The organism is Rahnella sp. ChDrAdgB13, assembly GCF_017655185.1.
Classification (GTDB): Bacteria; Pseudomonadota; Gammaproteobacteria; order Enterobacterales; family Enterobacteriaceae; genus Rahnella; species Rahnella contaminans.
On record NZ_JAEMGT010000087.1, the window covers coordinates 1 to 24,230 of the forward strand.

General features: G+C 53.5%; 30 protein-coding genes and 1 pseudogene. 29 read left to right on the forward strand and 2 right to left on the reverse strand.

The genetic code is table 11. The annotated features are described in order from the left end of the window. Positions 1-569: 569 nt before the first annotated feature. A complete protein-coding gene (locus tag J8X26_RS20260; protein WP_208951773.1) occupies positions 570-1,121 on the reverse strand; it encodes an ATP-dependent Clp protease proteolytic subunit in 552 nt (183 codons plus the stop codon). A 236-nt stretch (positions 1,122-1,357) separates the two neighbouring features. Here J8X26_RS20260 and J8X26_RS20265 point away from each other — a divergent pair, with 236 nt between their 5' ends. From J8X26_RS20265 to J8X26_RS27995, 22 genes are all read left to right on the forward strand, one after another. Continuing rightward, a complete protein-coding gene (locus J8X26_RS20265) occupies positions 1,358-1,630 on the forward strand; it encodes a phage holin (protein WP_208951774.1) in 273 nt (90 codons plus the stop codon). Between the two features lie 2 nt (positions 1,631-1,632). Further along, positions 1,633-2,181: a lysozyme gene (locus J8X26_RS20270; protein WP_208951775.1), complete on the forward strand. Its 549-nt coding sequence runs from the start codon at positions 1,633-1,635 to the stop codon at positions 2,179-2,181. A 2-nt stretch (positions 2,182-2,183) separates the two neighbouring features. Then, positions 2,184-2,603, forward strand: a complete 420-nt coding sequence (locus J8X26_RS27715; protein ID WP_244370732.1) for a hypothetical protein — start codon at positions 2,184-2,186, stop codon at positions 2,601-2,603. Positions 2,604-2,714: 111 nt separating this feature from the next. Beyond that, on the forward strand, positions 2,715-3,263 hold the full coding sequence (locus tag J8X26_RS20280) for an Ig-like domain-containing protein (RefSeq protein WP_208951777.1): 549 nt from the start codon (positions 2,715-2,717) through the stop codon (positions 3,261-3,263). Positions 3,264-3,374: 111 nt separating this feature from the next. Continuing rightward, the gene (locus J8X26_RS20285) at positions 3,375-3,695 is read left to right on the forward strand and encodes a GrlR family regulatory protein (RefSeq protein WP_208951778.1); all 321 of its coding nucleotides are present in this window, start codon (positions 3,375-3,377) and stop codon (positions 3,693-3,695) included. 40 nt (positions 3,696-3,735) lie between these two features. Next, complete coding sequence (locus J8X26_RS20290; RefSeq protein ID WP_208951779.1) at positions 3,736-4,380, forward strand: hypothetical protein; 645 nt, start codon at positions 3,736-3,738, stop codon at positions 4,378-4,380. 126 nt (positions 4,381-4,506) lie between these two features. Next, positions 4,507-5,118, forward strand: a complete 612-nt coding sequence (locus J8X26_RS20295) for an RNA polymerase subunit sigma-70 (RefSeq protein ID WP_208951780.1) — start codon at positions 4,507-4,509, stop codon at positions 5,116-5,118. After that, positions 5,090-7,066: a phage terminase large subunit family protein gene (locus J8X26_RS20300; RefSeq protein ID WP_208951781.1), complete on the forward strand. Its 1,977-nt coding sequence runs from the start codon at positions 5,090-5,092 to the stop codon at positions 7,064-7,066. The genes J8X26_RS20295 and J8X26_RS20300 overlap by 29 nt, the downstream gene beginning before the upstream one ends. A gap of 8 nt (positions 7,067-7,074) precedes the next feature. Next, the gene (gpW, locus tag J8X26_RS20305) at positions 7,075-7,338 is read left to right on the forward strand and encodes a gpW family head-tail joining protein (protein ID WP_095921526.1); all 264 of its coding nucleotides are present in this window, start codon (positions 7,075-7,077) and stop codon (positions 7,336-7,338) included. A 71-nt stretch (positions 7,339-7,409) separates the two neighbouring features. After that, positions 7,410-8,975, forward strand: coding sequence for a phage portal protein (locus tag J8X26_RS20310; RefSeq protein ID WP_244370734.1), 1,566 nt, complete (start codon positions 7,410-7,412; stop codon positions 8,973-8,975). Next, on the forward strand, positions 8,972-9,823 hold the full coding sequence (locus J8X26_RS20315) for a S49 family peptidase (RefSeq protein ID WP_208951783.1): 852 nt from the start codon (positions 8,972-8,974) through the stop codon (positions 9,821-9,823). Before J8X26_RS20310 ends, J8X26_RS20315 begins: the two co-directional genes overlap by 4 nt. Before the next feature lie 2 nt (positions 9,824-9,825). Continuing rightward, the gene (locus J8X26_RS20320) at positions 9,826-10,464 is read left to right on the forward strand and encodes a DNA primase (protein ID WP_208951784.1); all 639 of its coding nucleotides are present in this window, start codon (positions 9,826-9,828) and stop codon (positions 10,462-10,464) included. Next, entirely contained in the window at positions 10,464-10,877 is a 414-nt protein-coding gene (locus tag J8X26_RS20325; RefSeq protein WP_244370736.1) for a head decoration protein, read from the forward strand. The genes J8X26_RS20320 and J8X26_RS20325 overlap by 1 nt, the downstream gene beginning before the upstream one ends. 109 nt (positions 10,878-10,986) lie before the next feature. Beyond that, positions 10,987-12,039, forward strand: coding sequence for a major capsid protein (locus tag J8X26_RS20330; protein ID WP_208951785.1), 1,053 nt, complete (start codon positions 10,987-10,989; stop codon positions 12,037-12,039). A 2-nt stretch (positions 12,040-12,041) separates the two neighbouring features. Beyond that, complete coding sequence (locus J8X26_RS20335; protein ID WP_208951786.1) at positions 12,042-12,344, forward strand: hypothetical protein; 303 nt, start codon at positions 12,042-12,044, stop codon at positions 12,342-12,344. Next, positions 12,344-12,688 (forward strand): hypothetical protein, encoded by a 345-nt coding sequence (locus J8X26_RS20340; RefSeq protein ID WP_208951787.1) that lies wholly within the window; start codon positions 12,344-12,346, stop codon positions 12,686-12,688. Before J8X26_RS20335 ends, J8X26_RS20340 begins: the two co-directional genes overlap by 1 nt. Next, on the forward strand, positions 12,685-13,230 hold the full coding sequence (locus J8X26_RS20345; RefSeq protein ID WP_208951788.1) for an ATP-binding protein: 546 nt from the start codon (positions 12,685-12,687) through the stop codon (positions 13,228-13,230). The genes J8X26_RS20340 and J8X26_RS20345 overlap by 4 nt, the downstream gene beginning before the upstream one ends. Before the next feature lie 16 nt (positions 13,231-13,246). Then, positions 13,247-13,489 carry a DUF2635 domain-containing protein gene (locus J8X26_RS28095; RefSeq protein ID WP_208951789.1) on the forward strand — a complete coding sequence of 81 codons (243 nt, stop codon included), beginning with the start codon at positions 13,247-13,249 and terminating at the stop codon, positions 13,487-13,489. Next, positions 13,489-14,973 (forward strand): phage tail sheath subtilisin-like domain-containing protein, encoded by a 1,485-nt coding sequence (locus J8X26_RS20355; RefSeq protein WP_208951790.1) that lies wholly within the window; start codon positions 13,489-13,491, stop codon positions 14,971-14,973. The genes J8X26_RS28095 and J8X26_RS20355 overlap by 1 nt, the downstream gene beginning before the upstream one ends. 9 nt (positions 14,974-14,982) lie before the next feature. Continuing rightward, positions 14,983-15,351, forward strand: coding sequence for a phage tail tube protein (locus tag J8X26_RS20360; RefSeq protein ID WP_095921538.1), 369 nt, complete (start codon positions 14,983-14,985; stop codon positions 15,349-15,351). A 2-nt stretch (positions 15,352-15,353) separates the two neighbouring features. Then, positions 15,354-15,947: a phage tail assembly protein gene (locus J8X26_RS20365; RefSeq protein WP_208951791.1), complete on the forward strand. Its 594-nt coding sequence runs from the start codon at positions 15,354-15,356 to the stop codon at positions 15,945-15,947. Between the two features lie 118 nt (positions 15,948-16,065). Further along, positions 16,066-17,871, forward strand: a complete 1,806-nt coding sequence (locus J8X26_RS27995) for a lytic transglycosylase domain-containing protein (protein WP_208951792.1) — start codon at positions 16,066-16,068, stop codon at positions 17,869-17,871. Between the two features lie 48 nt (positions 17,872-17,919). On the opposite strand, the gene J8X26_RS20375 is transcribed toward J8X26_RS27995, so the two are convergent. Then, positions 17,920-18,462: an ATP-dependent Clp protease proteolytic subunit gene (locus J8X26_RS20375; RefSeq protein ID WP_208951793.1), complete on the reverse strand. Its 543-nt coding sequence runs from the start codon at positions 18,460-18,462 to the stop codon at positions 17,920-17,922. A 114-nt stretch (positions 18,463-18,576) separates the two neighbouring features. Here J8X26_RS20375 and J8X26_RS20380 point away from each other — a divergent pair, with 114 nt between their 5' ends. The 7 genes and pseudogenes from J8X26_RS20380 to J8X26_RS20410 form a co-directional block, all read left to right on the forward strand. Further along, a complete protein-coding gene (locus tag J8X26_RS20380; RefSeq protein WP_208951794.1) occupies positions 18,577-19,983 on the forward strand; it encodes a DNA circularization protein in 1,407 nt (468 codons plus the stop codon). Then, positions 19,980-21,041 carry a phage baseplate assembly protein gene (locus tag J8X26_RS20385; RefSeq protein ID WP_208951795.1) on the forward strand — a complete coding sequence of 354 codons (1,062 nt, stop codon included), beginning with the start codon at positions 19,980-19,982 and terminating at the stop codon, positions 21,039-21,041. Before J8X26_RS20380 ends, J8X26_RS20385 begins: the two co-directional genes overlap by 4 nt. A gap of 32 nt (positions 21,042-21,073) precedes the next feature. Then, complete coding sequence (locus J8X26_RS20390; protein WP_208951800.1) at positions 21,074-21,622, forward strand: phage baseplate assembly protein; 549 nt, start codon at positions 21,074-21,076, stop codon at positions 21,620-21,622. Further along, positions 21,619-22,053 carry a phage GP46 family protein gene (locus J8X26_RS20395; protein WP_208951796.1) on the forward strand — a complete coding sequence of 145 codons (435 nt, stop codon included), beginning with the start codon at positions 21,619-21,621 and terminating at the stop codon, positions 22,051-22,053. The genes J8X26_RS20390 and J8X26_RS20395 overlap by 4 nt, the downstream gene beginning before the upstream one ends. Positions 22,054-22,056: 3 nt before the next feature. Further along, positions 22,057-23,202 carry a baseplate J/gp47 family protein gene (locus tag J8X26_RS20400; RefSeq protein WP_208951797.1) on the forward strand — a complete coding sequence of 382 codons (1,146 nt, stop codon included), beginning with the start codon at positions 22,057-22,059 and terminating at the stop codon, positions 23,200-23,202. Continuing rightward, on the forward strand, positions 23,199-23,795 hold the full coding sequence (locus J8X26_RS20405; protein WP_208951798.1) for a YmfQ family protein: 597 nt from the start codon (positions 23,199-23,201) through the stop codon (positions 23,793-23,795). The genes J8X26_RS20400 and J8X26_RS20405 overlap by 4 nt, the downstream gene beginning before the upstream one ends. A 54-nt stretch (positions 23,796-23,849) precedes the next feature. Then, positions 23,850-24,230, forward strand: a pseudogene (locus J8X26_RS20410) (phage tail protein); the annotation flags it as partial.

Here is a 24,230-nt window from a genome sequence, read left to right on the forward strand (position 1 = left end):
CTAATCCCCTCGTAGTGAAGACAGCGAACCACGGTTAGCTGACCAACGGTTCACCGGGAGGCACCCGGCACCACAACGTTAAAAGAACAAAGCTTTCCAGTCTGCGAAGATGGGATAACCCGGAGTGACTGGAAAGCGCATTCGCATGAGTTCTGTGATGATGGTTTTGACGCGTGCGCGGTGATTTCTTCATTTCAGGGCTCAGCCGAATGTAAGCCCAGAAAGCCGAATTGGGGTAGTTTTGTATTTTGTACGGAACTGGATATAAAAAAACCTTACTTATACTCCAGAGCATAAGTAAGGCTGCCAACGGTAGGCCAACATCAACATCACGTATTATGATATGTATAAATTTTTAAATATTAAAATAATTTTTAAGTGAAATTAAGTTCGTTCGATGCTGAATGCAAATGACTTAACGCATCATTTGTTGGTAGTTGAATGTTAACTGAGCCCGCCTATGTGCGGGTTTTTGCATTTCTGGGGCTGATTATAAAATAGGGAGCCCTTGAGCTGAATAAGGACTCCCTCATACATCTGTTAATCTGATTAAAGAGGACAATATTATGTTAACAAGTTATCCACCAGGTGGAATTGGCGTCCCGGATAGTTGCCTCTTCCACACGTTCAATGAGGCCAAGGGCGATAGCTCTTTCAGGGTCAAGGATAGTGGATTCTCTAATAAGAGCGTTCCAGTCGCCCCGCTCCTCAGCATTCGTAGTTTCTTTGTCGAAAATACCAACAAGCCGTGCTAGGTCATGATCCAGACTTCCAACCCATTCGCGCATCCTTTCATGGTCAACACTTTGCATACCTCCGAAATTCCACTGGAAAGGATGCAAAAGGAAGCGTGATCCGCTGTTAGCAAATCGTTGTGTACCGGCTAAGAAGATAGCATTAGCAATAGAATCAATATTACTTATGTTAAAAGTGTTCACTGGGATAGGCAGTGTTTTTATAAAATTATAAGCAGTGAAACCTGACGTAACTTCGCCTCCAGAGCTGGATATATGCAAATTAATGCTTTCCGCACCTTTCACTAAAGCTTGCAAACAATGAGCTTGCAAAATGCTCACTGTGCTTGCGTTAACTGGACATAGAAAATGTATAGTGTGAATCATATAACCACCTTTTTGCTGTGTGAAAAATAATCATACATCAGAAATTGTGTGGTGAGTGTCTGGATCCAGTAGGTGGGTATTTCACGGCTTTGCCACCCAGAAAAATGAGCACTGTAAAGAATAAAACGCCAACGCAGCGGGGTGGCGCCCGCACTACATTTCAGGCTACGCATTTGCGTGGCCTTTTTTTATGACTACAGAAACACAGCCCATTCACTTATGGGAGGTGGGAACTTATGAAAATGGTCCCAGAAAAAATAGCGGCATTCTTCTCGTACTGCGTTTCTGCGTTCCTGGTATTTGTCGGTGGCCTGACTAATTGGCTGCATCATGTCGACTGGAACCAGATAGCAGTCATTGGTGGCTTCCTCATTGGTATCGCGACGTTTCTCACGAGCACCTATTTTGATTGGCGCAGAACGCGCGCCTACGAGAAAGGTGTCGATGCCGGAATTATCGAGCAGCCACCAGAAAAACGCGGTCTTTTCAGAACGAAAGGTGGCGAATAACTATGGCGTACAACAGAAAAGCCGGTGCTGCTGGCGCTGTATGTTCCGTTATGGCGATCATTGCCATTGTGGTTTCAAACGGACATGTTCGAACGAATGAGCAGGGCCTCGAACTGATGGGCAACGCGGAAGCATGTCGCCGAGAACCCTATGTTTGCCCTGCGGGATATCCGACTGACGGAATAGGAAATACCCACGACGTGAAACCCGGCACGCGGAAAACCGATCAGCAGATCGCCGCCGACTGGCAGAAAAATATTTTGGACGCGGAAAAATGCATAAATACTTATTTCCGTGGACGGGACATGAACGATAACCAGTTTAGCGCCATGACATCGGCCGCTTTCAACATGGGGTGTGCCAGCCTGCGCAGCTATTACAGCACCGCCCGCAAAGCACGCTTTGAAACCTCAATCCACAAATACGCGCAGGCCGGTAACTGGCCAATGATGTGCAACCATCTGCCTGATTTCGTTAATGGTGGTGGTAAAAAATTGCCGGGCCTCGTTATCCGCCGTGAGAAAGAGAAAGTGCTCTGCCTGGAGGGCTAACCATGATCAACTGGTTTCGGGTTGTCATCACCGCGCTGCTGTTTCTCATTATCGGCGTTCTGCTCTGGGCCGCCTTCCACTATTACGGCAAGACCATCAGCCAGCAGTCAGAAATCTCAGTGGCTAACCAAGCCAAGAATTCAGCGGAATTCACCCTGAACGCGCAGGCGCAGGCCATGAGCATCTTCAACACTATCGCAGGGGCAACTTTGGATGAGCAGCATGCGAACACACTGGACTCACAGACGGCCCAGACTGACATCAAAGCTGCTCTTGCGGGCGATGCTTGCGCTTCTGTTGTTGTGCCTGCTCGCGCAAATAACCGGGTGCTCGACCGTTACAACGCAGTACATAAAGGTGCCGGTAACGCCGATACCAGCAAGCCTGCTGGCGCTGTGCCAGCCGTCGCCGCCACCAAGTGACCCGCTAACTTACGGCGCGTCAGTGCAGTGGAATGAACTGCTGCTGACCGACCTGCAAAACTGCAATTCCCAGCTTTCCGGCATCAAGAAAATTGAAGAGGCCAGACAGAAATGACAAAGCTAAAGAGCATATTTCTATGGCTCATCAGTTTCTTTTATACCCCAGTCGCAGTGACTGAAATTCAACCGAAGGAAAATACCGTGAAATTAGCGCTCGCTTTACTTATCAACAATCAGCTTGCCGATGGCTTGGCGGCTAATACTGTTCAGGTTACGCTGACCGATGACTCTGACGCGGTTCAGTCCGGCGCGGTAGTAAACTTAACTGCTGATAATGGTGCGGCAATCAGCCCTACTAGCGCACTGACCGATGCAAACGGCCAAATTACAGCAAGCATCGTTAGTTCAGTTGCGGGCAGCTCCGTTGTAACAGTCACAGCTACTGACGGTACGGTAGTCAGAGGACAGGTTAGTTTTGCTGCGGTTCCCGCGCCAGTGTCCTCTGTTGTTGACCCAACCCCGGTTGTAGATGCAGCAGCAGAAGCCAAAGCCGGTGTAGCCGACCTTGACGCAGCACTAAGCTTCATTGAAAGCGGAGTAGCTCAGTTGGGCGAAGCAGCAAAAGACGAGCTAAAAGAACTGGCAAAGAAGTACCTCTGATAAATACACATTCTGAAATATTTATTGCTGAATAGGTTGAAAAATGCCCTGAGAGCAACAATAGATTCTGTGCACCCAATTTTGAGTGCGCTGAACTTCTAAGGGATTAAAATGAAAGACGGTATTTACTTTGTTGTATTCAGCAGCAATCAGAATGACGTAGGAAATGGTACCGTAGTTGTGAAGGATGGCTCCGTTAACGGCGGTGATTTTGGCTTTACCTACCAAGGTAAAATTGATGGTGAAAAATTGGATTTGCATGTTTTTCAGCACAACCCTAATGCTCAGAATATCTTTCATGGCGTGAATGAGTACACCATCAATCTCAGTATTGCAGAAGGCCCTGGCGGGTATAGCCTATCCGGCTCTGTTAACGGCATTGCTGGAGCCATACTAACAGTGAAAGCTAAGAAAATTGGCGACCTGATATAAAACATAAACCTCCTTCGGGAGGTTTTTTATTGGAGCGATTATGGCTGATACCAAAGACCTTTCTGCCAAACTCCAATCTCTTAAAAAGCAAATCCCCTTTGCAACAGCACAGGCACTGACCAGTGTTGCCCGGCAGATAGCCGCAGCAGAGAAGACTGCATTCCAGCGGAAATTGGAGAACCCGACGCCATTTACGGTTAACTCTATTGGGTCTTCGGGGGCGCGGCGCGATAACCTGATCGCTAAAGTATTTGTTCGCGATATTGCTGCCGGTTATTTGGAACCTTTGGAATTTGGCGGCGTGCATAAACTTAATGGTCAGGCGCTGCTCAACCCTAAAACCGTCAAGCTGAACAAATACGGAAACCTGTCGCGCAATAAACTCTCACAACTCAAAGCAAAGCCAGATGTGTTCATTGGTGATATCGATGGAATTAACGGTGTCTGGCAACGAGTGAAGGTGAAGAAGGGTAAGAAAGGCAAAAAGCGCCAGAAGCGTTCAGCCAATGGTACACACCGCGCCCGGGCTAAGAACCCAATGCCCAAGCTGCTGATCCGGTTCGGCGATGCGCTCCCTGTCAAACCCACTCTGGGATACATGGACAGGGCTGAGAAGATGGCTGCTGGCCTGATGCCTGCCGCGTTGAGCAGGGCGATCGATGAAGCACTGCGCACCGCAAGGTGATAACAACTCTCAATAAAAAATGGGTCCTTCCCCGGACCTTTTTAATACACGGGCATTGCGCGCCGCGTTCTGCGTCTAGCTATGAAATTTTGAAATTTGGGTAACAGGTAACAACTGAGGTAACACATGAACCAGTCAGATTTTGCCAAACTTCACGGTGTCAGCCGCAAGACGGTAACCACCTGGAAAGCCCGTGGTTGGCTGGTTCTTGATGGTGATGACATTGATGTGAAGGCATCAAATGCCAACATTGAACGGTATAGAAAAACTGTTACCCGGCCCGCGAAAAAAAACGATAAAAGTGCCGCAGGTAACAAACAGGGTAACAGAGCAGGTAACAAGTCCAAGGGTAACAACTTGGGTAACAAAACGCCGGCAGATCATCATGAGTCGCCAACTAAAATTGTCGAGCGCATGATCGCTGACAGCGGTGCCAAGATGACGCTCGATGAAGCCCGGACGTTGAAAGAAAACTTTCTGGCTTTACTTACCCAGCTTGAATACGAGATTAAATCGGGCCAGGTACTCCCTTACAAAGAGATGATCGCCGCCGTTGGGCAAGAGTATTCCCGCATGCGTACCCGTCTTATTGCGATTGCTCCCGAACATGGCCCCCGCTTGCGGGTGCTTGCCTCGACCACCAGTGATGCAGAGTTCGTGTCGGCGCTGCAGGAGGTGGTTCATGAGGCAATGGAGGAGTTGAGCCTTGATGCAGATGACAAACGAGGTGCCGACTAACTCAGCCGCCTGGGGGAATTTTGTCACAGAGTTAAAGTTGCGACGTGGAGATATTGCCCCACCTGAACCGCTGTCATTAAGCCAGTGGGCCAATACCTTCGCAGTGTTGTCGAAAGAGACCAGCGCGCAGACTGGCCGGTTCCGTTCTTTCGGATATCAGGATGGCATGATGGATGCCATAACCGACCCGTTGGTGACCCAAGTCTCGGTAATGAAATCGGCCCGTGTGGGCTACACCAAAATTCTCGATCATGTTGTGGGCTATTACCTCCAGCATGATCCTTCACCGATATTGGTTGTGCAGCCTCGCGTAGAAGATGCCGAGGATTACAGCAAAACCGAAATAGCGCCGATGCTGCGTGATACTCCGGTATTGGCCGCCATTGCCGGGGACAGTAAGGCAAAAGATAGTAACCAAACCATCCTTAAAAAACAGTTTCTCAACGGCTCAAACCTGACGCTGGTGGGCGCTAACAGTCCGGGTGGTTTCCGTCGTATCACCTGCCGCGTGATTTTGTTCGATGAAGTTGACGGGTATCCCTCCGGCGGTGCCGGTACTGAGGGTGACCAGATTGCCCTGGGTATCAAACGCTCCGAAACCTTTTGGAACCGCAAAATAGTGCTGGGTTCGACCCCGACGGTGAAAGGTATTTCCCGCATTGAAAAGGCATATGGCGAAAGTGACCAGCGCAAATTCAACGTGCCGTGCCCGCACTGCGGTGAGTTTCAGGTTCTGGAATGGGGCGGCCCGGATACGCCATACGGCATCAAGTGGGATAAAGACGAAGAGGGAAATAGTTTACCGGAAACGGCCTACTACGTCTGCCGGCATTCCGGGTGCGTGATCCATCACAATGACCTGTCAGTGATGGTAAAACAGGGAGAGTGGCGCGCCACGCGGCCTTTTAAGGGGCACGCAGGATTTCATATCTGGGCCGGTTACAGCCTTTTTCCGAATGCGGCCTGGAAACATCTGGTGGCCGAATGGCTGAGGGTGAAAGACGATGCACTGATGCGTCAGACGTTTATCAACCTGGTCTTGGGGGAAGTCTACGAAGACCGCGGCGAAAAAGCCCTGAGTGAAAGAAAACTGGTTGAGCGGTGTGAGGTCTACGCCGCTGAAGTGCCTGACGGCGTTGCGGCGATCACTGCCGGCATTGATACGCAAGACGGGCGCTTCGAGATTGAAGTGGTGGGGTGGGGCCGTAACGAAGAAAGCTGGTCGATTGCCTATGACGTCATCGAGGGGGATCTCGAAACCGATGAACCATGGAAAAGGCTTGATGCCTATCTCAAGCAGGTATGGCGTCGCGCCGACGGTCGCGGTTTCACCTTAATGGCGGCCTGCATGGACTCCGGCGGTCATCACACACAGAAGGTTTATGAGTTTGCCAAAGAGCGTCTGGGTCGTCGGATCTGGGCCATCAAAGGTGAGTCCGCCCGCGGGGGTAAACGTTCACCGGTCTGGCCGACCAAAAAGCCCACATCCCGCAGTAAAGCGCAGTTTCGGCCAATTATTCTGGGCGTGAATGCGGCAAAAGATTCTGTTCGGGCCAGGTTGCATATTGAGCCCCCTGAAGCCGGTACCGCCTCAGCAGGCTTTATGCATTTTCCTGTGGATCGTGACCTTAACTATTTCGGCCAGTTACTGGCTGAGCGCTCGGTTACGAAAACGGCCGGCGGGCAGCGATACCGTGTTTGGGAGCAGTTACCGGGCAGGGCTAACGAAGCCTTGGACTGCCGGGTCTATTCTTACGGCGCGCTGTGCGGCCTGATGTATATGGGGCTGAAACTCAACGGGTTGGCTGACAGTATCACTGCAGACGCCGGTAAGCTTTTGCCTCCTCCGGCCGATCCCGAAGAAAAGCAAAATCTGCGCCTGCCGGGCGTCATTATTACCGAACCTGAGAAACCTCAGCGTAAACCTTTGCATAAGCGCCTCGCTTAAGGACCTCTATGTTTAATCCAAACTCCAGCCTGTTAGCTGGTGCGATGACGCGTGACCAGTTACAGGCTGCACTGACCAGCGCACAGCAGGCCTATCTCGAGCTTTCGACGGGTGCGAAGGGCGTGTCTTTCTCTTACACGCAGGGTGACGGTACGCGCTCGGTCGCTTATCAACAGACAGATATTGGACAGCTCACCGCGCTGATCCAGCTTCTTCAGGCTCAGTTAGGCATCGTTAAACGTCCACGCGTGACGTTAAGGTTTCGGTACTGATGAAAAGCGGAGAGGTCAGAATTCTCGGGCCAAACGGCCGACCCTTACCCCCATCGAACCGAAAGGCCTCCATGTTGAACGGTTCCGGCCGCGTGCCTTATGACGCCGCGGATTCTTTCAGCGATGCGATGGCGAACTGGCAGCCCGCGCTTTGGTCGCCGGATAACGAAGTCAATATCTACCGCGATCGCATTGTTTCCCGCGTTCGCGACATGGCCCGTAATGACGGTTGGGCATCAGGCAGCGTCACCCGCATTTTGGACAATGCGGTTGGGGCTAATTTTCGCCCTATCGCCAAAGTGGATTATCGCGCGCTTTCGCTTCAAACCGGCCTGAAAGCTTTTGATGCCAAATGGGCGGATGAGTACGGCCGGGCCGTTGAGGCGGCGTGGCGTAACTGGGCAAATGATCCTGGTCGTTATTGCGACGTTGAGCGAAAAAAAACGGTATCTCAGATGCTGCGCCTGGCTTTTCGCCACAAACTGGTGGACGGCGATGCGCTGGCGGTTCTGCAATACCGGACGGATCGGCTCGGGCACGGTCGTGCGCGTTATGCAACGACCATACAGATTATTGACCCGGACCGGCTCAGTAACCCACAGCAGGTATTCGATATGCTGAACATCCGCGGCGGCGTAGAAATTGACGACGACGGCGTGCCGGTGGCGTATCACATCCGCAAAGCCCACATGGGTGACTGGTGGAGTGCTGAAAAAACGATGACGTGGGAACGAGTCAGGCGTGAAACCGCCTGGGGACGGCCGATTGTCGTGCATGACTTTGACGGCGATCGTGCTGCACAGCATCGGGGCAGCAGTATTTTTACGCCCATCGTTCAGCGCCTGAAAATGCTGATCAAATACGATGAGGTAGAGCTGGAGTCCTCAATCCTCAATGCCGTGTTTGGTGCGTACATCACCTCGCCCTATGACCCGGGATTATTCGCTGATTCACTTCAGACGGACGACGTGCTGGCTTATCAGGACATGCGTACCGAGTATCACAATGATAAACGCATCTCTTTGCAAAGCGGTGCCCGGATGCCAATCCTTGCCCCCGGGGAAAAGATTGACACCGTGAATGCGGCGCGGCCAACCAGTAACTTTGCAGCGTTCGAGAGCGCAGCATTACGTAACGTGGCCGCAGCCCTGGGTATTTCAACCCAGCAGTTAACGCAGGACTGGTCTGATGTGAACTACAGTTCAGCCCGTTCTGCCATGCTGGAAGCCTGGAAAACCCTGACGCGCCGCCGCGATGATTTTGCCAGCGGCTTTGCCCAGCCTATCTTCAGCAGCTTTATCGAAGAACTCCACGATATTGGTGAGGTACCTCTTCCTGCTGGCGCGCCGGAATTTCTGGCGGCCAAAGCGGCGTATTGCCGTGCTCAGTGGATGGGACCCGGTCGCGGCTGGGTTGACCCCGTTGCTGAGAAAAAAGGCGCGATCCTCGGCATGGATTCCGGCATGTCAACGCTGGAAATGGAAGTCTCAGAAAACGTCGGCGAAGACTGGGAAGAGCTCCTCGATCAGCGCGCCCGCGAAATCGAAGCCTTCCAGGAACGTGGATTGCCGGTTCCGACATGGGGACAGGCGGACACCTTTGCACCTCAAACAATTAAAGACCCGGAGGCACAGTGAATTTACCGCACTTAGCGCAGCGCCTGTTTAACACGCCGCTGGCGCTGCATCCCCGAAAGGCCGAAGTGGTCATGGCGGCGCTGACTGACCGTTTTGGCCTGACGCGCATTCAGTCCATGTCTGACTGGGATGACGAAGACGATTCATTCTCCCGACAGGCCCGTGATACGGGCTATGACGTGGTGGAAGGTATCGCCATTATCCCGGTTCAGGGGACGCTTGTGCAAAAGCTCGGCACCTTGCGGCCTTACAGCGGGATGACCGGCTATGACGGCATTCGCGCCTGTTTCCTGCGGGCACTGAATGACGGTGAAGTGAAAGCCATCTGTCTGGACATTGATTCGCCCGGCGGCGAAGTCGCGGGGTGTTTTGACCTCGTCGATGAAATTTATGCCGCGCGCGGCAGTAAACCGGTCTGGGCCATTTTGTCCGAAAGTGCCTATTCCGCTGCTTACGCGCTGGCGAGTGCGGCGGACAAGATAATCGTCCCGCGCACCGGCGGCGTCGGTTCTGTCGGCGTCATTGTGATGCACGTTGACTGGTCGCAGAAAATCAAAAATGACGGCCTGCAGGTCACCATTATTACCTTTGGCGACCGTAAGGCCGAGTCCAATCCGTATGAACCTTTAAGCGAAACGGCGCGTAAAGCCATTCAGTCAGATATTGACGAAATGGGGCGTTTGTTCGTGAGTACCGTCTCCCGCAATCGCGGGATCACAGAGAAAACCGTCCGGGATACCGAAGCCGCCTGTTTTCTTGGCGCCGACGGTGTGCAACTGGGGCTGGCTGATCAAGTGGCCTCGCCTGATGCGGCATTCCGCGATTTATTACAACTAGTTGGAGAGTAACGATGTCAATGAAAATCAGAGGTTTTGGTCACCTTTTTGGCCGCGGTGCTAACGCGTCAGAAGATGATGAAGACGAAAAAGAAAAGTCCAAAAAGGCCAAAGGCCGTCTTGCGGAAGAGGACGACAACGACGATCAGGATGATAAAGACAAGTCAAAAAAATCTCAGCGTGCAGAAGAAGATGATGATTCTGACGACGAAGATGATAAGGACAAGGAGAAGTCTAAAAAAGCCAAAGGTCGCCGCGCGGATGATGACGACGACGATGCGGACGCCGATGAAGACGAAGGCGACGAAGATGACGGTGACGACGATGAAGACGATCGTGATGTCAAAAAAGGCCGCCGCGCCGAGCGCAATCGCATTTCCCGCATTCTCGGCAGTAAATATGCCGCGGGTAAAGGCCCTCTGGCCGTTTCACTGGCTATTACCACCGGCATGAGTTCCGCTGCAGCAATCCGGGTGATGGCGAGTTCTGGTCCTGCACCGGTCGCATCTCAGCCCCGCCGTATGTCACTGGATGAACGCATGTCTAAAGTTGAAAATCACCAGTTGGGTAACGCTGACAACGGTGGCCCTTCAGCAAATTCCGTGGTATCTCGTGCGGCCGCTCTCTACAACCAGGTTAAAGGTAAAAAATAATGACTGTGAATCAGGTAGGACAAAACGCCTGGGTGCCCGGCGTTCAACATGACACCTTCATTCCGGATCAGTTGCTGTCCGGCCCTTTGCAGGTTGTCTCGGATACGGTCACCATTCTGACTGGATCAGCAGCAACGTATAAGCGCGGTACTGTCTTGGGCGTAGTGACGGCATCCGGGAAATATACCCTGAGTGTGGCGACTGCCACTGATGGTAGCGAGGTTCCGCAGGCTATTCTGGCAGATGATGCAAATGCAACGGTTGCTGATGTACTGGCCGGTGTCTATCTCATGGCTGAAATTAACCAGAACCGCATCACATTTGATGCGAGCTGGACGCTGGCAGCGCTTAAAACGGCACTCCGCTCTTACGGTATTTTCCTGCGTGACAGCGTTCAGGCGCCTGCCAGCTAAAACGTAGCTCCCCTATAAATCGCCTTCTTCGCATGCCCTTTACCGGGCAGGGCGTTATGCATCCATTTTTTATCCCGGCCAGCAGGTCGGGACACAGAGAGAACACGCTATGTCTCAATCTATTTACGATACGGTGTCGCTTGTCGGGCTGGTTCCTAACCTGATGACGTCACAAAACTGGATCCTCGACCGTTTTTTCCCAAACATCGAGACCAGCAACGATGAATATGTGGCGATCGATGTAGACGTGGGTCTCCGTCGTATGGCGCCGTTTTGCTCGCCTTTAGTCGAAGGTAAGCTGGTCGAAAGCCGCCGTTATCAGACCGACAAGTTCAAGCCTGCTTACATCAAAGATAAGCGCGCGCCCGATCTGCGTAAACCTATCCGCCGCCAGATTGGCGAGCGCATTGGGGGTGAATACACCGCTGCTGAGCGTGAAATGCTGAACATCCAGTTCGAGATGAGTGACCAGATCGATATTCTTAATCGCCGCCTCGAGTGGATGGGCTGCAGTGCGTTGTCTACCGGTACCGTCACCATTAAAGGCGAAGGCTTCCCGACCACTGTTGTTGACTTTGGCCGCGACCCGTCCCTGACCATTGCACTCAGCGGGTCTGATAAATGGCCGACGAGTCTTGCCGCCGGCACGACAAACACCCAGCCCTCTGACGACATTGAAACCTGGCAGACGCTGGTGTTGCAAAAGTCAGGCGCTGCGCCGACTGATCTGGTTTTCACCAACAAGTCCTGGAAGGCATTTCGCCTGGACACCACCATCAAAGATAACGCCATTGTGTTCCCTGCACTGAGCCCGTTCGGTAACCAGATTGACGCCGGTGCACGTGTGCAGAAGGGGGCGGTATATAAAGGGCGCTGGGGTCAGTTTGACCTCTGGCTTTACAACGACTGGTTCATTGACCCGGATACCGGCATTGAAACCCCGATGCTTGCCGATGGTTCGGTGATCATGTCTGGCGCTGATCTGATGGGTACCCGAGCGTTTGGGGCAATTATGGATCCTGCCTTCAACTATGGTCCGATGGCTTATGCACCGAAAAGCTGGCTGAAAGAAGACCCTGCCCAGCGCTTTCTGATGATGCAGTCTTCCCCAATCGTTATCCCAAGCCGGGTTAACGCGGCCCTTTGTGCGACGGTGGTGTGATCATGGCAAAAGATAAAACAAGCGAAGCGGCCTCTGAGGCCGCTGACCTGGTCAGCGTGGTTGTTCTCAAAGGAAAACATCTTCGCCATGATGGCGAGGAATACGCTCAGAATACGCGTGTCCAGTTATCAGAAGCGGATTCAAAGCGCCTCATTGCTCTGGGTTTCGTGAAGTCTCTGTCTGATTTGCAGCAGGAGTTGGAAGGCGCTGGCCCGCAGGAAGTTTCTGTGACCCAGACAGACAGTCAAACCACCATTACCACCTCAGACCCGGCAACCCCGACACCTGAGAACGGAGCGGCCTGATGAGCATCAACTGGGATCAGCATCTGCTCAGGCCGTTACATGGGGTGTTTGGTGACCCGGTTGATTTCCGGCCCGCGGGCGGTGCGGCTTATACCATCAGCGGTATTTTCGACCGCGCCTATACGCAGGAGGTTGAACCTCTGGATGACGGCAGCACGGTAAACACGAGGTCTCCCGTCCTGGGTGTGCTGGACGGTGATTTCCGCGTTCCGCCGAAGAAGGGGGACCGGGTGTTTATCGGCACGGTCGGCGGCGAGCCGGTGAACACGTTGTTCACCATCGCCGATGTCCAGCCGGACAGCCACGGCGGTTCAAAGCTTATTCTTAACAGGGTGAAGGTATGAATGCAGCAGCTTTGCGGGGGCTCGTCATCAGCGCGCTCACGGGAAAGACGGACGCCCTTGATCGCGTTTATTCCCCGCGCGACTGGGCCACGTCTGAGGATATGTATCCCGCTATTCTCGTGCAAACCCCCTTCGATGTGAAAAACTCCCTCGGGCGTAACGTACCGCAGTTTACGACCGTGACCACCGTCCGGATCACCGGCCGCCTGCAGGAACTCGATGAAATTGATCAGGACAACGGGGCGGTAAAAGCCGAAGAGGCGCTGGAGCAGCTGCGCGAACAAATCGAGCGGGCAGTGATCAACAGTTATGACCTGACCCGGCAGATTCAGCAGTTTTTGCAGCTGCGCTCCACGATTGATATCAGCGCGGCCGGGGAAGGACATACCGCCCAGTTACTGATGGAACTGGATATCGAGTATTACCAGGGCCCGGAAGAATTTTACCCTATCGAAGCGGACCCGCTTGAAGGGATCGACGTCACTATTATCGAGCCTGACGGCACGCCGGAAGTCGGCGTCACCATCGACCTGCCTCAATAACATTCTGGAGTATCCCATGTTTGTAAAACCCGCAGCCGGGCGCACTGTGCGCGATCCGGTTAAAGGCACCTTTTTGCCCGAAGAAGGGGCAGAGGTCGCTGAAAGTATGTTCTGGAACCGCCGGCTCCGCGACGGGGATGTGATCACCGTTGACACTTCCGCACCGGCAGCGAAATCGCCGGCGGCTGTAAAAGGCGCGGACGCGACGGCCACCACTGATAAATCAGCCGCTTCAACGGACACCGGGAGTGCGAGCTAATGAATTTTCAAAATATCCCCAGCAATCTGCGGACACCGCTTTTCTATGCCGAGTTTGATAACTCACAGGCGAATACCGCAACGGCGACCCAGCGTACGCTGATCATTGGTCAGATGCTGACGAACGCCGCGGTAAACCCAAATATCCCGGTTATCGAATCATCAGCATCGAACACTGCCGGTATTTATGGTGCCGGTTCGGTGCTGCATAACCAGATGGTGGCGTATCTGGCAAACGACACCTCAGCAGAAATTTATCTGCTCCCGCTTATCGATGGAGCATCGATGGCGGCGGCTACCGGCACTATTACGCTGACCACAGCACCGAGTGAAACCGGTGTGATTTCACTGTATATCGCGGGCCAGCGCGTACAGACCACGGTGTTGAGCACCGATAATGTGACCACAATGGCCACAGCGCTGACGGCAGCGATCAATGCCGCCATTGCGTTGCCGGTAACGGCTGCATCGGCCGCCGGCGTCATTACGTTGACGGCCAAGAACAAAGGCGCGCATGGCAACAGCATCGATTTGCGCCTGAATTATCTGGGAAGCGCGGGCGGGGAAGCCACGCCTGATGGCCTGGGTATTACGCTTACCGCCCTCACCGGCGGGGCTGGCGCACCGGACATGACGACCGCGCTGGCAAACCTCGGTGACCGGACCTTTGATTTCATTGTTACCCCTTACACCGACACGACTTCTCTTGATGTGCTTAAGAGTTTGCTGTCAGACAGCACCGGCCGCTGGAGCTACGCGCAGCAGCTTTACGGGCATGTCTTTGGTGCCGTGTCTGGCACCTATGGCCAACTGACCACGCTCGGCGAGGCGCGCAACGATCAGCACGCTACTTTGCTGGGCGTTTATGACTCGCCAACGCCGGCTTATGTCTGGGCAGCTGCAACCACAGGCGCAGTAGCGGGAAGTCTCCGTAACGATCCGGGCCGCCCTCTGCAAACACTCACAATTTCCGGCGTTCTGGCACCGCCGCTGGCTTCACGCTTCGAACTGACCGAACGGAACAACCTGCTTTACAGCGGTATTTCGACCTTCACGGTAGCTGATGACAATTCTGTGCAGGTGGAAAACCTGATCACCACGTATCAGACCAATAAATACGGGGATGCGGACGACAGCTATCTGCAGGTGGAAACGCTGTTCCTTCTGATGTTCGTCACCCGCTTTATCCGCACGCAGATCACTTCGAAATTTGCGCGCATGAAGCTGGCCGCTGACGGCACACGCTTTGCCCCGGGATCTGCGATTGTGACGCCGAATATTATCCGGGCTGAGCTAATCGCCCAGTACACACAGCTGGAGTACAACGGCTATGTGCAGGATTCCAAAGCCTTCGCCGCCGGTCTGATTGTGACGAAAAGCACGACCAACCCGAACCGCGTCGACGTGTTATGGGACGGCGTGCTGATCAATCAGTTGCGCGTATTTGCACTTCTTAACCAGTTCCGCCTGCAAGCCGCGGCGTAAGGAATAACAATGGGTGATACCTCCAACCGCCTGGCGGGCACCGCGTCGGTGACGACCAATGGCGTCACAATCATGGTCGCCGGGCAGTTCAAATACAGTCCTTCAACCGTTAAACGCGAAACCCTGACCGGGATGGACCGCGTTCATGGTTATAAGGAAAAGCCTTCCGCGCCGTATATCTCCTGTCAGGTTCGCGACAGCGGTGGTACCACGGTGGCGGACTTTAACGACATGACCGATGTCACCGTTGTGGCTGAACTCGCCAACGGTAAAACGATTATCGGCACCGGGATGTGGACGGTCGAATCGCAGGAAGTGGACAGTGAAGACGCCGTGTTCGATGTCCGCTGGGAAAGCTTCTCAGTCGTGGAGAGCTGATCGTGGAAGAGCAGGAAAAAAGTATCGTTATTCCTCTGGATAAACCGCTGGCGGATGCCGGCGGTAAACTGGTCTGGGAAAGCGTTCCGTTGCATGAACCTGCGCTCATCGAAGTGAATCAATTCTTTGATAAGCAGAAGGCTGACGGCGCGCTGGCCGCGATGGGGCTCCTTATCTCGCTGTTATCGGGGATCCCGCCGCAGGTTGTCAGGCGCATGCCATTTACCACTTTCAAACAGTGTGAGTTATTTCTTCTCACCTTCTTAAATTACTTCCCCGAACCCGTCACGACGGTTGAAAGCAGCACGGTGATCGTGCTGCCAAAAGCCCTTCAGGATGGCAAAGGTGAGCAAAACTGGGCGGGTATTGATCTTGGTGAACCCTGTCTTGACCAGGTGGACCAGTTTTATAAAACCCAGACAGTGAAAGGCGGTCTGGCGGCGATGTCCGCGCTTATCGCTGAAATCTCCGGCATTCCGGTGCAGGTCATTAACCGCCTGCCGTTTACGGACTACAAACGCTGCGAGGGTTACATGCTGGGTTTTTTAAACTTCTCCCCGATGGCGGGAGGTGGCGTGAGCGCATCGCCGATGTGACGTATTACTACGGCTGGGGGCCAGATCAGGGCTGGGGGCTGACGTGGTCGAAGCTCAACTGGTGGCGGGATCAGGCATTGCGCATCAATAAGTTAAAGGAACGCGATTAATGGCTAATGTGTTTGATTTCCAGCTGAAAGCGGACGATCAGGTTTCTCAGTCTATTCAGAACATCGATGATGCGGTGAAGAAACTGACTCCCCAGCTCAATGATGCGCAAAAAGTTGTGCAGCTCGGCGGTCGTCGCTCCGCAGAAGGCCTTGATGAAGTCAGCGGGCGCCTCGAGAAGCTGGCAAAAAATGCGCGGGATGGCGTGCAGTTTGTCGGGGATCTTGTACCGCCGCTGAAAATGGTGGGCGGCCTGACTTTAGGATTAGGCGGCCTGGCCACGGTCATAAACGGTGTCAAAACGGGGATCAAAGAGTATGCGGATTCTGGGTATAAAATTGATACTACCGCCAAAAACATCAGCGCAACGACCCGGGCCTATCAGGAGCTGACCGGTGCCATGATTGAAAACGGGGCCACGCGGGATTCTGCGGAGAGCTCTGTGACCGGTCTTTACCAGCGTGCTAACGATGCGCTTAACGGTCGTGATGATCCTTTTAATGCCCTTCTGGCGCAGATGGGCGTCAAGATCAGCAAAACCAAGGAGGGTATGGCTGACGTTGTAAAACTGATGGATGACCTGAATAAGGCCATGCTTCAACAGTCCCCCGCCCGGCAGGCAGTGATTGCGCAGGTGGGGCAGTTCTCCCCCGAGCTTTTGAACTACCTGCGGCAAAGCACTGAACAGGTCCGGCGCCTTAAAGATCAGGCGCAGCGCGACGGTCTGATTTTCAGTGATAAAGATGTGCAGAACGCGCTGGCATTTCGCAACCAGGTCAACCAGATTTCAGCGTCGTGGGATGGCATGCTGATGAAGGGGCAGGCGTGGCTGGGGCAGGCCCCGATAGTTCAGAAGAGTTTTGATGATGCTTCGCAGATAATGCAGCACGGGTTCGATGCCGCAACGGTGGGTTCCCTGATGACGTGGAACAGCGGGGGAAAGCAGGCCGACCGGCTGCGAGATGCTCAAAAAAATGACGCGTTTAAGAAAACGCTGTCGTGGGATGAAAAACTGGATCTCCGTTTGGGGTATGCCTCCGGCGATCTGGTCAAAAAACTGAACAGTTTTTATGGCCCGACGGATAAGGCCAGCCAGCTACAACAGGATGTGCAGGGACTGTATGCCAGTCCTCCAAATAATGTTCAGCAACCCGGTGTGAATGGCCCACTATTCTCACAATTAGAGTCAAAATATAAACTACCGCAAGGCACGCTTAATAACGTCTATCAGGCGGAGTCTGCCGGTGGGAAGTATATGTTTTCTCCTGCTGGTGCTGAAGGCCCGTTTCAGTTTATGCCGGCTACGGGGCAGCAATATGGGCTTAATAATCGCGCTGACCGGATGGATACCGGAAAATCTGCTGAAGCGGCCGCCCACTATCTATCCGATCTTCTTACCCAGTTCGGCGGAGATATGAAAAAGGCGGTTGCTGCCTATAACTGGGGGCCTGGGAACGTGAGCAATCAGGGGCTTAATTATGCACCGAAAGAGACGCGCGACTATCTGGGGAGAGTAATGCCCGGGCTTCCCGATTTTTACGATACGTCCATGGAGAGTAGTCCAACAGTATCGGAAGACTCAACTTCGGGAAGTAATTTAAATACCCATAACGAAACGAATATCAACGCGCCATCATCCTCTTCGGCAGTTGCTTCCGGCGGCGTCGATGTCAAACAGGTAGCCGACGTATTATCTAAGGTGCTGAAAGACAATAAAAGTGAAATTGAACTGACGCTGATTAATGACCGTACAGGCGAACGGAAAAAAATCTCTGGAACCGGAGGGAAAGTGACCACGGCAATGTCGATGCCATAAATATCAACCTGACCCGCTTCGGCGGCTTTTTTATGGAGAAATTCTATGTCAGCAGGTAACCCACCAATTCAGGGTGGAATCAGCCAGTGTTGCACTTGCAATAGATGTCACCATGCCTCTAGCGGCGGCGGACTCGGCATCCAATATGGTGGCAGCGTTAATCATGCCACCCCAGTCGATATCGTTTCTTTGCGTCTCGCTATTGAGAACCTCAACAAAACGCTCGAAATCGTTATCAAGGGACTTTGCCCACTCTGCAACCCTGGAGTGATCTGCCGCTGCGACACCGAAGCCCCAAGATAGAGGATGCAGTATAAATCGTGAACCTGGATTGGCTCGGCGTTCAGAGCCGGCCATATAAATGACGTTAGCGACAGATTCAACGTTACTGATGTTATGCGTAATTACAGGAACTGGAAGGGATTTCAAAAAATGGTATGCAGTAAAGCCAGAAATTAGATCCCCACCACCGCTCGATAAATGAATTTGAATAGAGCTAGCACCGTTACGAAGAGCATCAAGGCAAACGCCCTGAAGATGGCTAATTGTACTGGCATTTACAGGGCATAAAAAGTGAACTGTGTGCAGCATAAAATCATCCTTGTATAAGTTGAAATATCAACATATTCCTGTCTCCTTAAAACAACCATCCTGATATTTGATCAGTTACCCGCTTCGGCGGTTTTTTGATTTCTGGGGGATCTGATGCCACTGTTACAAAATGCGCTGTCTTCGCTGCTAGGATTTTCGGGCGACAGCTGGAACTGGCAGGATCACATCCATCCTGCGTCATTTCGCGGCGTGCCCTTTGCGATTATTGATGCGGATGGCAACTTTGGCCGCCGGCAGGCCGTCCACGAATACCCCTATCGCGACACGGTCTGGGTCGAAGACTTGGGACGCTCTACCCGCCGCCTCACCCTAAACGGGTTCATCATCCAGTCCAGCCTGATCTACAGCGCTGCTGATGTCATGACGCAGCGGGATAATCTTATCGCCGCCTGTGAAAGCGCTGGCGCTGGCACGCTGGTGCATCCTACGCTGGGTGAGTTGACGGTCAGTATCCCCGATGGTGGCCTTAAGTTGCGGGAAAGCAGAGACTCCGAGCGGGTTTTTGAATTCTCTCTCACTGTCATTGAGTCCGGCCTTCGGGTTTTTGCGGTGACCGGCGCGGTCTCAGCCGCTTCAACGGTTCAGACGTCCTGGCTGGCGCTGGCGGCCAAAACGGCGGCCACGTTTATTGCGGAGGTCAATTCTGATTTACGCACGGTGACGCAGGCGATAAAAACGCTGAAAAGCACGGTTTCATTCTGGACCAGCATGGTGACGCGTACGGCCAATGAGGCGACGAATCTCAGCAATACACTGAAATCCACGTTTGGTAGTAGCCGTTATGGGCGTTACAACACGGGGGATGTGGGCGGGAACGCTTCCGGGGCGACAAATACCGCGACGACGACCGCAGACACGGAAAATTATGACCTGCTGGTTTCGCAAAAAATGGCGGCATCCGTCGAAAACCGGGCAGAAGTTCAGGATGTCACGGCAAGCCTTCTGGCGTCAGTCAGCGTCGCGGCATATGCCAGCGGCGCGCAGGATGTGATCAATGCATTACTGTCCAGTGAGGCCAAAGGGTTGGATCTGGTTCGCCTGTTTGAAACGTTGGCGGCGTTCACGGATACCACTTACCGACCGGACAGCAGCGACAGCAGCATTGCTTCTGCGGCACAAATTTACCTCATCACGCTAAGCGCTGGCGCAATGGCCTATGCGGCGTCTCTTTACGAGCCTGTAAGCTATGACGATGCCGCTGAACTTCTTCAGCGCGTGGTCACCGTGATCGATACGGTGTCACTGGCGGCGGCCGATGCCGGTTATGACGATGTCTTCAGCGAGTTATCAAATCTTAAAACAACGGTCAAAACTACGCTTCAGGAGAGAGGGGCGCAGCTGGCGAACGTTTCCACGGTGGCATTCAGCACGGCGCTTCCCGCGCTTAATCTGGCAAACCGGTTGTATCAGGACGCGGGCCGTACAGAAGGATTGGTAAAAATGGCCGATCCAGTTCATCCGGCATTTATGCCGCTTACTTTCAGGGCGCTTTCTTCATGAACGATGAAATGACGTTAACCGTTGGCGGCAAGGTGCTATCCGGCTGGGACTCTGTGCGCGTGACCCGAAGCATTGATCACCTTCCCAGCGATTTCGACCTTTCGCTGATGGATGAATTTCCCGGCAGTGATGATCAGCAACTGGTCAAAGAAGGCGATGCCTGCGTGGTAAAGCTTGGAAGCGATACGGTTATTACCGGTTATATCGACCGGTGGGCGCCGATGATATCCGCCTCGAGGCACGAAGTCCGGGCAACGGGGCGCAGTAAGTGCGAAGACCTGGTGGACTGCTCTGCCAAATGGGACAACAACGTGATCACCGGCGCTACCCCGTTGCAGATTGCGCAGCGTCTGGCCGCGCCGTATGGGATCACCGTGTCGAGCGACGTGACAGATATGCAAAATGTCCCCCAGTTCACGCTGAACTGGGGAGAAAGCTCGCAGGAAATCATTGACCGCATCACGCGCTGGGCGGCGCTTCTCTACTATGACCTGCCGGATGGCAGTCTCTACCTGACACGTGTAGGTACCCGAAAAGCAGCCAGCGGGGTGGCACAGGGTATTAACATTGAAGCAGCGGCCTACGAGGCCTCGATGGATGAACGATTTTCCGAGTATACCGGTGTCTCAATGACGGTGAACCCGCTGGTTGATGACAGCGGTTATGGCGCCGTGACCAAAGCCACCGCGAATGACCCGGACGTTGCCAAAATGCGATACCGGAACCGGATCATCATTGTCGAAAGCACCATGAACACCACCGCGCTGGCGCAGCAGGCGATTGACTGGGAAATGAACCGGCGTTATGGCCGCTCTAAGGTGCTGCAGGTCACCATTGATAACTGGCGCGACAGCGCGGGCAAACTGTGGGAACCCAATACCCTGATCCCCGTCAACATCCCCAAGATGGGCATCAATGACGTGCTGTGGCTGCTGGCTGAAGTCACATTTATTAAAGACGACCAGGGCACGGTGGCGCAGATGGTACTGATGCCGCCTGCGGCGTTTTCGGTTCAGCCTTACCGTTTCTACAACGTCATTCAGGAGCTGAACAGGTGACGATACTCAACACGCTTTACCGCCGGGCGATGATGATGCTCGGCGTCGGCAGCGTATCGCTGACCAATGATGAGGGCGGTATCCAGAAGGTGCAGTATCAGACGCCGCTGGAAGTGCGCAGCGATACGCCCCGCCTGATGGAGTTTGGTTTCTCCTCTGCATTGCCGGATGGCGCTGACGTGCTGATTGCCTACCTTTCCGGTGACCGCTCAAACGCGGTGGTGATTGCTTCCGGACACAAAGGTAGCCGCAAAACCGGCCTGAGCCCGGGCGAAACAATCCTCTACAACCTCTGGGGTATGCACCTTAAATTGGTGGAGGAAGGGGTAGAGATAGATGCCAAAGGCAAGCCGGTCACAGTGATCAACTCAACGAAGGTGACCATCGTCGCTTCAGAAGAAATCTATGCGGACACGCCGGTGCTGAAATGTTCCGGGGACATCATTGATAACGCTGGGAGCAATACCACCACGCTGAAAGATCTGCGCGACACTTACAACACGCACGATCACGTTGTTAAAAATGTGCAGAGCGGCAGTTCATCGCCTACGAGCGAAAAACCCGGGGAGTTAGTTGAATGACTGACATTACAACGCTCTGGAATGCCGAACAATCTGTTGGCGACTGGGCTGAGGTATCCGGTGACCTGCAGTCTGGCGATGACCTCGAGACGGCCATTCTAATCAGTCTCTTTACCGACCGGCTGGCGCGGGAAGATGACGAATACGATGGGGATAACCGCCGCGGATGGTGGGGCGATCAGGATCAGGGCTATCCCATCGGGTCACGTTTGTGGCTGTTGCGCCGTCAGAAACTGACGCTGGTTGTTGCAAACAAAGCGCAGGATTTTGCCGCTGAGGCGCTGAAGTGGCTTATGGATGACGGCGTGGTCGCCAGTATCACGCCCGTCACACAAATCGTGTATCCAAACCGCCTTAACCTTTTTATCACCTACCAAAAGCCAGGACAGGACGCTGTGTCGAAGCGTTATTTCTGGGTCTGGGAGTCTTAACCGATGCCATACAACCGGCCAACGCTCACCGAGCTGCGCGCGCGTAATCTCGCCGCGATTGAATCAGAATTAAAAGGAACAGGCACGCCGTTACGGTTTTCTAATCTGAACATCCTCGGCACCGCAGATGCAGGTCTGGCTTATCTCCATTACGGTTATCTGGACTGGATTGCGAAGCAGTCAGTGCCCTGGAGCGCGACGAATGAAAATCTTGCAGGCTGGGCGGCTTTAAAAAGTGTGACGCAAAAAGCGGCCAACGCCGGGACTAACAACGCCACCATTTTCACCGGCACTGCCGGGGCAACTCTTCCGGCCGGTACCGTATTAAACCGGGGCGATGGGTATCAGTACACGACGGATGCGGAGGTTGATATTGGGTCATCCGGCTCGGCAACCGGCTCGATCACCGCGGTACTTCCTGATCCAAATGACGACCCGACGGGTGGGGGCAACGCGGGGAATACCCCGGCAGGTACACAGCTGGCGCTGGATGTCAGTATTTCAGGTGTCGATTCGACGGCAACCATCAGTACCGCTATTACCGACGGTGCGGATATCGAAACGGAAGATGCTTTCCGGTCGCGTACACTGCTGGCCTATCAGAATACGCCTCAGGGCGGAAATGATGATGACTATGAAGCCTGGGCGCTTGCCGTAGCAGGTGTTACGCGGGCATGGACGGTACGCAGGCTTATGGGGGCCGGTACCGTTGGCGTGTATATCATGATTGACGGCACTGATACCTCGAATAATGGGTTTCCCGTGGGTACCGATGGTATTTCCTCACTCGACAGCTGGTCGGGCACCAAGGCCACCGGTGATCAAAAAAGAGTGGCGGACTATATCTATCCCCTTCAGCCCGTCACGGCACTGGTGTATGTCTGTTCGCCAATTAAAACGACCATCAACTTTACGATTAGTGGCCTGACATCGGCTGACAGTACAACAACGGCCGCGATTGCCGCTGCCATTGATGGGGTGTTATTTGAGTCCGGCAACCCTCAGGGGGCCACTATTTATCTGTCTGATCTGCTGATTGCCATCAGTAATGTCAGCGGTACGGGTGGGTTTATCCTGACATCTCCCTCGGCAAATATTACCACCACGACCGGGCAATTGCCGGTAAGGGGTACGGTGACTTACACATGAGCCGGTTTACTTTGGAAGATTACACGTCAGCACTGCAAAATTTAATGCCGACCGGGCTGGTATGGTCACGCAAAACTGATGGTGTTCAAACGGCCGTATTGCGGGCGCTGGCACAGTCATATCAGGACAGTGATGATGCAGCAGTATCATTGCTGACCGGGGCGTTTCCGGCGACGGCAACCATTATGTTAACCGACTGGGAGAAGACCCTCGGTTTGCCTGATGATTGCGCTATTGGAGAAAATGACAGTATCGCGATCCGACAAAAGTCAGTGGTCTCGAAGTTATTCAGCACGGGTGGGCAATCAGCAGCCTATTTTATTGGCGTAGCCAAAGCGCTGGGTTATGACATTACCGTGACGGTTTACCGCCAGGCACGGGCGGGAATGTCGGTCTGCGGCGATGCGCTTAACGGTGAAAACTGGCCTTTTACATGGCTGGTCACCGCCCCCCAAACAACGATTTCCTATGCTCAGGCTGGCCGGTCTTATGCGGGTGACCCATTGCGCTCATGGGGAAATAAACGCCTTGAGTGTCGTCTCAATGCGCTGGCGCCATCTCATACCATTGTGAAGTTTGGTTATTCGAACTAACAACTGATTTGTTTCTTAAAACTGATAAGCGCCTTTACTGGCGAGGGAATTTCTATGCAAAAAATTGGAAGTGTTACTTCTACAGCAGATGCTAACGGAGAATGGACAGATGGCAATGTCGCTGCCGGAAGCGCCCCGACGCTTATTGAGGCGGCATGGTTAAATACCGTGCAGCGAGAAATTGCCAATGTCGTCACTGGTGCAGGGCTGACACTTGACCCGGCAAATGATGCACAACTACTGGCTGCTCTGTTATCACTAACGGGACCCGGGCGGTTGTTGGCTGTGAAATACATAACAGCCAGCGGAACGTACACGCCTACTGCTGGAACGAAAAAGATATTCGTTCAAGGGGTCGGAACAGGTGGGAATGGTGGCGGGAGCACAGCTACAAGCTCTTCTTTTGTTACTGCCTGCTCTGGCGGTGCAAGTGGG

What these genes read in the sequence shown, in the direction of transcription:
- J8X26_RS20320 (WP_208951784.1), top strand. Translation starts at nt 9,826, where the DNA reads ATGTCAATGAAAATCAGAGGTTTTGGTCACCTTTTTGGCCGCGGTGCT.
- J8X26_RS20285 (WP_208951778.1), top strand. Translation starts at nt 3,375, where the DNA reads ATGAAAGACGGTATTTACTTTGTTGTATTCAGCAGCAATCAGAATGAC.
- J8X26_RS20280 (WP_208951777.1), top strand. Translation starts at nt 2,715, where the DNA reads ATGACAAAGCTAAAGAGCATATTTCTATGGCTCATCAGTTTCTTTTAT.
- J8X26_RS20290 (WP_208951779.1), top strand. Translation starts at nt 3,736, where the DNA reads ATGGCTGATACCAAAGACCTTTCTGCCAAACTCCAATCTCTTAAAAAG.
- J8X26_RS20360 (WP_095921538.1), top strand. Translation starts at nt 14,983, where the DNA reads ATGGGTGATACCTCCAACCGCCTGGCGGGCACCGCGTCGGTGACGACC.
- J8X26_RS20260 (WP_208951773.1), bottom strand. Translation starts at nt 1,121, where the DNA reads ATGATTCACACTATACATTTTCTATGTCCAGTTAACGCAAGCACAGTG.
- J8X26_RS27715 (WP_244370732.1), top strand. Translation starts at nt 2,184, where the DNA reads ATGATCAACTGGTTTCGGGTTGTCATCACCGCGCTGCTGTTTCTCATT.
- J8X26_RS20325 (WP_244370736.1), top strand. Translation starts at nt 10,464, where the DNA reads ATGACTGTGAATCAGGTAGGACAAAACGCCTGGGTGCCCGGCGTTCAA.
- J8X26_RS20395 (WP_208951796.1), top strand. Translation starts at nt 21,619, where the DNA reads ATGACTGACATTACAACGCTCTGGAATGCCGAACAATCTGTTGGCGAC.
- J8X26_RS20385 (WP_208951795.1), top strand. Translation starts at nt 19,980, where the DNA reads ATGAACGATGAAATGACGTTAACCGTTGGCGGCAAGGTGCTATCCGGC.
- J8X26_RS20310 (WP_244370734.1), top strand. Translation starts at nt 7,410, where the DNA reads ATGTTGAACGGTTCCGGCCGCGTGCCTTATGACGCCGCGGATTCTTTC.
- J8X26_RS20270 (WP_208951775.1), top strand. Translation starts at nt 1,633, where the DNA reads ATGGCGTACAACAGAAAAGCCGGTGCTGCTGGCGCTGTATGTTCCGTT.
- J8X26_RS20340 (WP_208951787.1), top strand. Translation starts at nt 12,344, where the DNA reads ATGAGCATCAACTGGGATCAGCATCTGCTCAGGCCGTTACATGGGGTG.
- J8X26_RS20295 (WP_208951780.1), top strand. Translation starts at nt 4,507, where the DNA reads ATGAACCAGTCAGATTTTGCCAAACTTCACGGTGTCAGCCGCAAGACG.
- J8X26_RS20400 (WP_208951797.1), top strand. Translation starts at nt 22,057, where the DNA reads ATGCCATACAACCGGCCAACGCTCACCGAGCTGCGCGCGCGTAATCTC.
- J8X26_RS20345 (WP_208951788.1), top strand. Translation starts at nt 12,685, where the DNA reads ATGAATGCAGCAGCTTTGCGGGGGCTCGTCATCAGCGCGCTCACGGGA.
- J8X26_RS28095 (WP_208951789.1), top strand. Translation starts at nt 13,247, where the DNA reads ATGTTTGTAAAACCCGCAGCCGGGCGCACTGTGCGCGATCCGGTTAAA.
- J8X26_RS20265 (WP_208951774.1), top strand. Translation starts at nt 1,358, where the DNA reads ATGAAAATGGTCCCAGAAAAAATAGCGGCATTCTTCTCGTACTGCGTT.
- J8X26_RS20355 (WP_208951790.1), top strand. Translation starts at nt 13,489, where the DNA reads ATGAATTTTCAAAATATCCCCAGCAATCTGCGGACACCGCTTTTCTAT.
- J8X26_RS20405 (WP_208951798.1), top strand. Translation starts at nt 23,199, where the DNA reads ATGAGCCGGTTTACTTTGGAAGATTACACGTCAGCACTGCAAAATTTA.
- J8X26_RS20300 (WP_208951781.1), top strand. Translation starts at nt 5,090, where the DNA reads ATGCAGATGACAAACGAGGTGCCGACTAACTCAGCCGCCTGGGGGAAT.
- gpW (WP_095921526.1), top strand. Translation starts at nt 7,075, where the DNA reads ATGTTTAATCCAAACTCCAGCCTGTTAGCTGGTGCGATGACGCGTGAC.
- J8X26_RS20375 (WP_208951793.1), bottom strand. Translation starts at nt 18,462, where the DNA reads ATGCTGCACACAGTTCACTTTTTATGCCCTGTAAATGCCAGTACAATT.
- J8X26_RS20390 (WP_208951800.1), top strand. Translation starts at nt 21,074, where the DNA reads ATGATGCTCGGCGTCGGCAGCGTATCGCTGACCAATGATGAGGGCGGT.
- J8X26_RS20380 (WP_208951794.1), top strand. Translation starts at nt 18,577, where the DNA reads ATGCCACTGTTACAAAATGCGCTGTCTTCGCTGCTAGGATTTTCGGGC.
- J8X26_RS20335 (WP_208951786.1), top strand. Translation starts at nt 12,042, where the DNA reads ATGGCAAAAGATAAAACAAGCGAAGCGGCCTCTGAGGCCGCTGACCTG.
- J8X26_RS20330 (WP_208951785.1), top strand. Translation starts at nt 10,987, where the DNA reads ATGTCTCAATCTATTTACGATACGGTGTCGCTTGTCGGGCTGGTTCCT.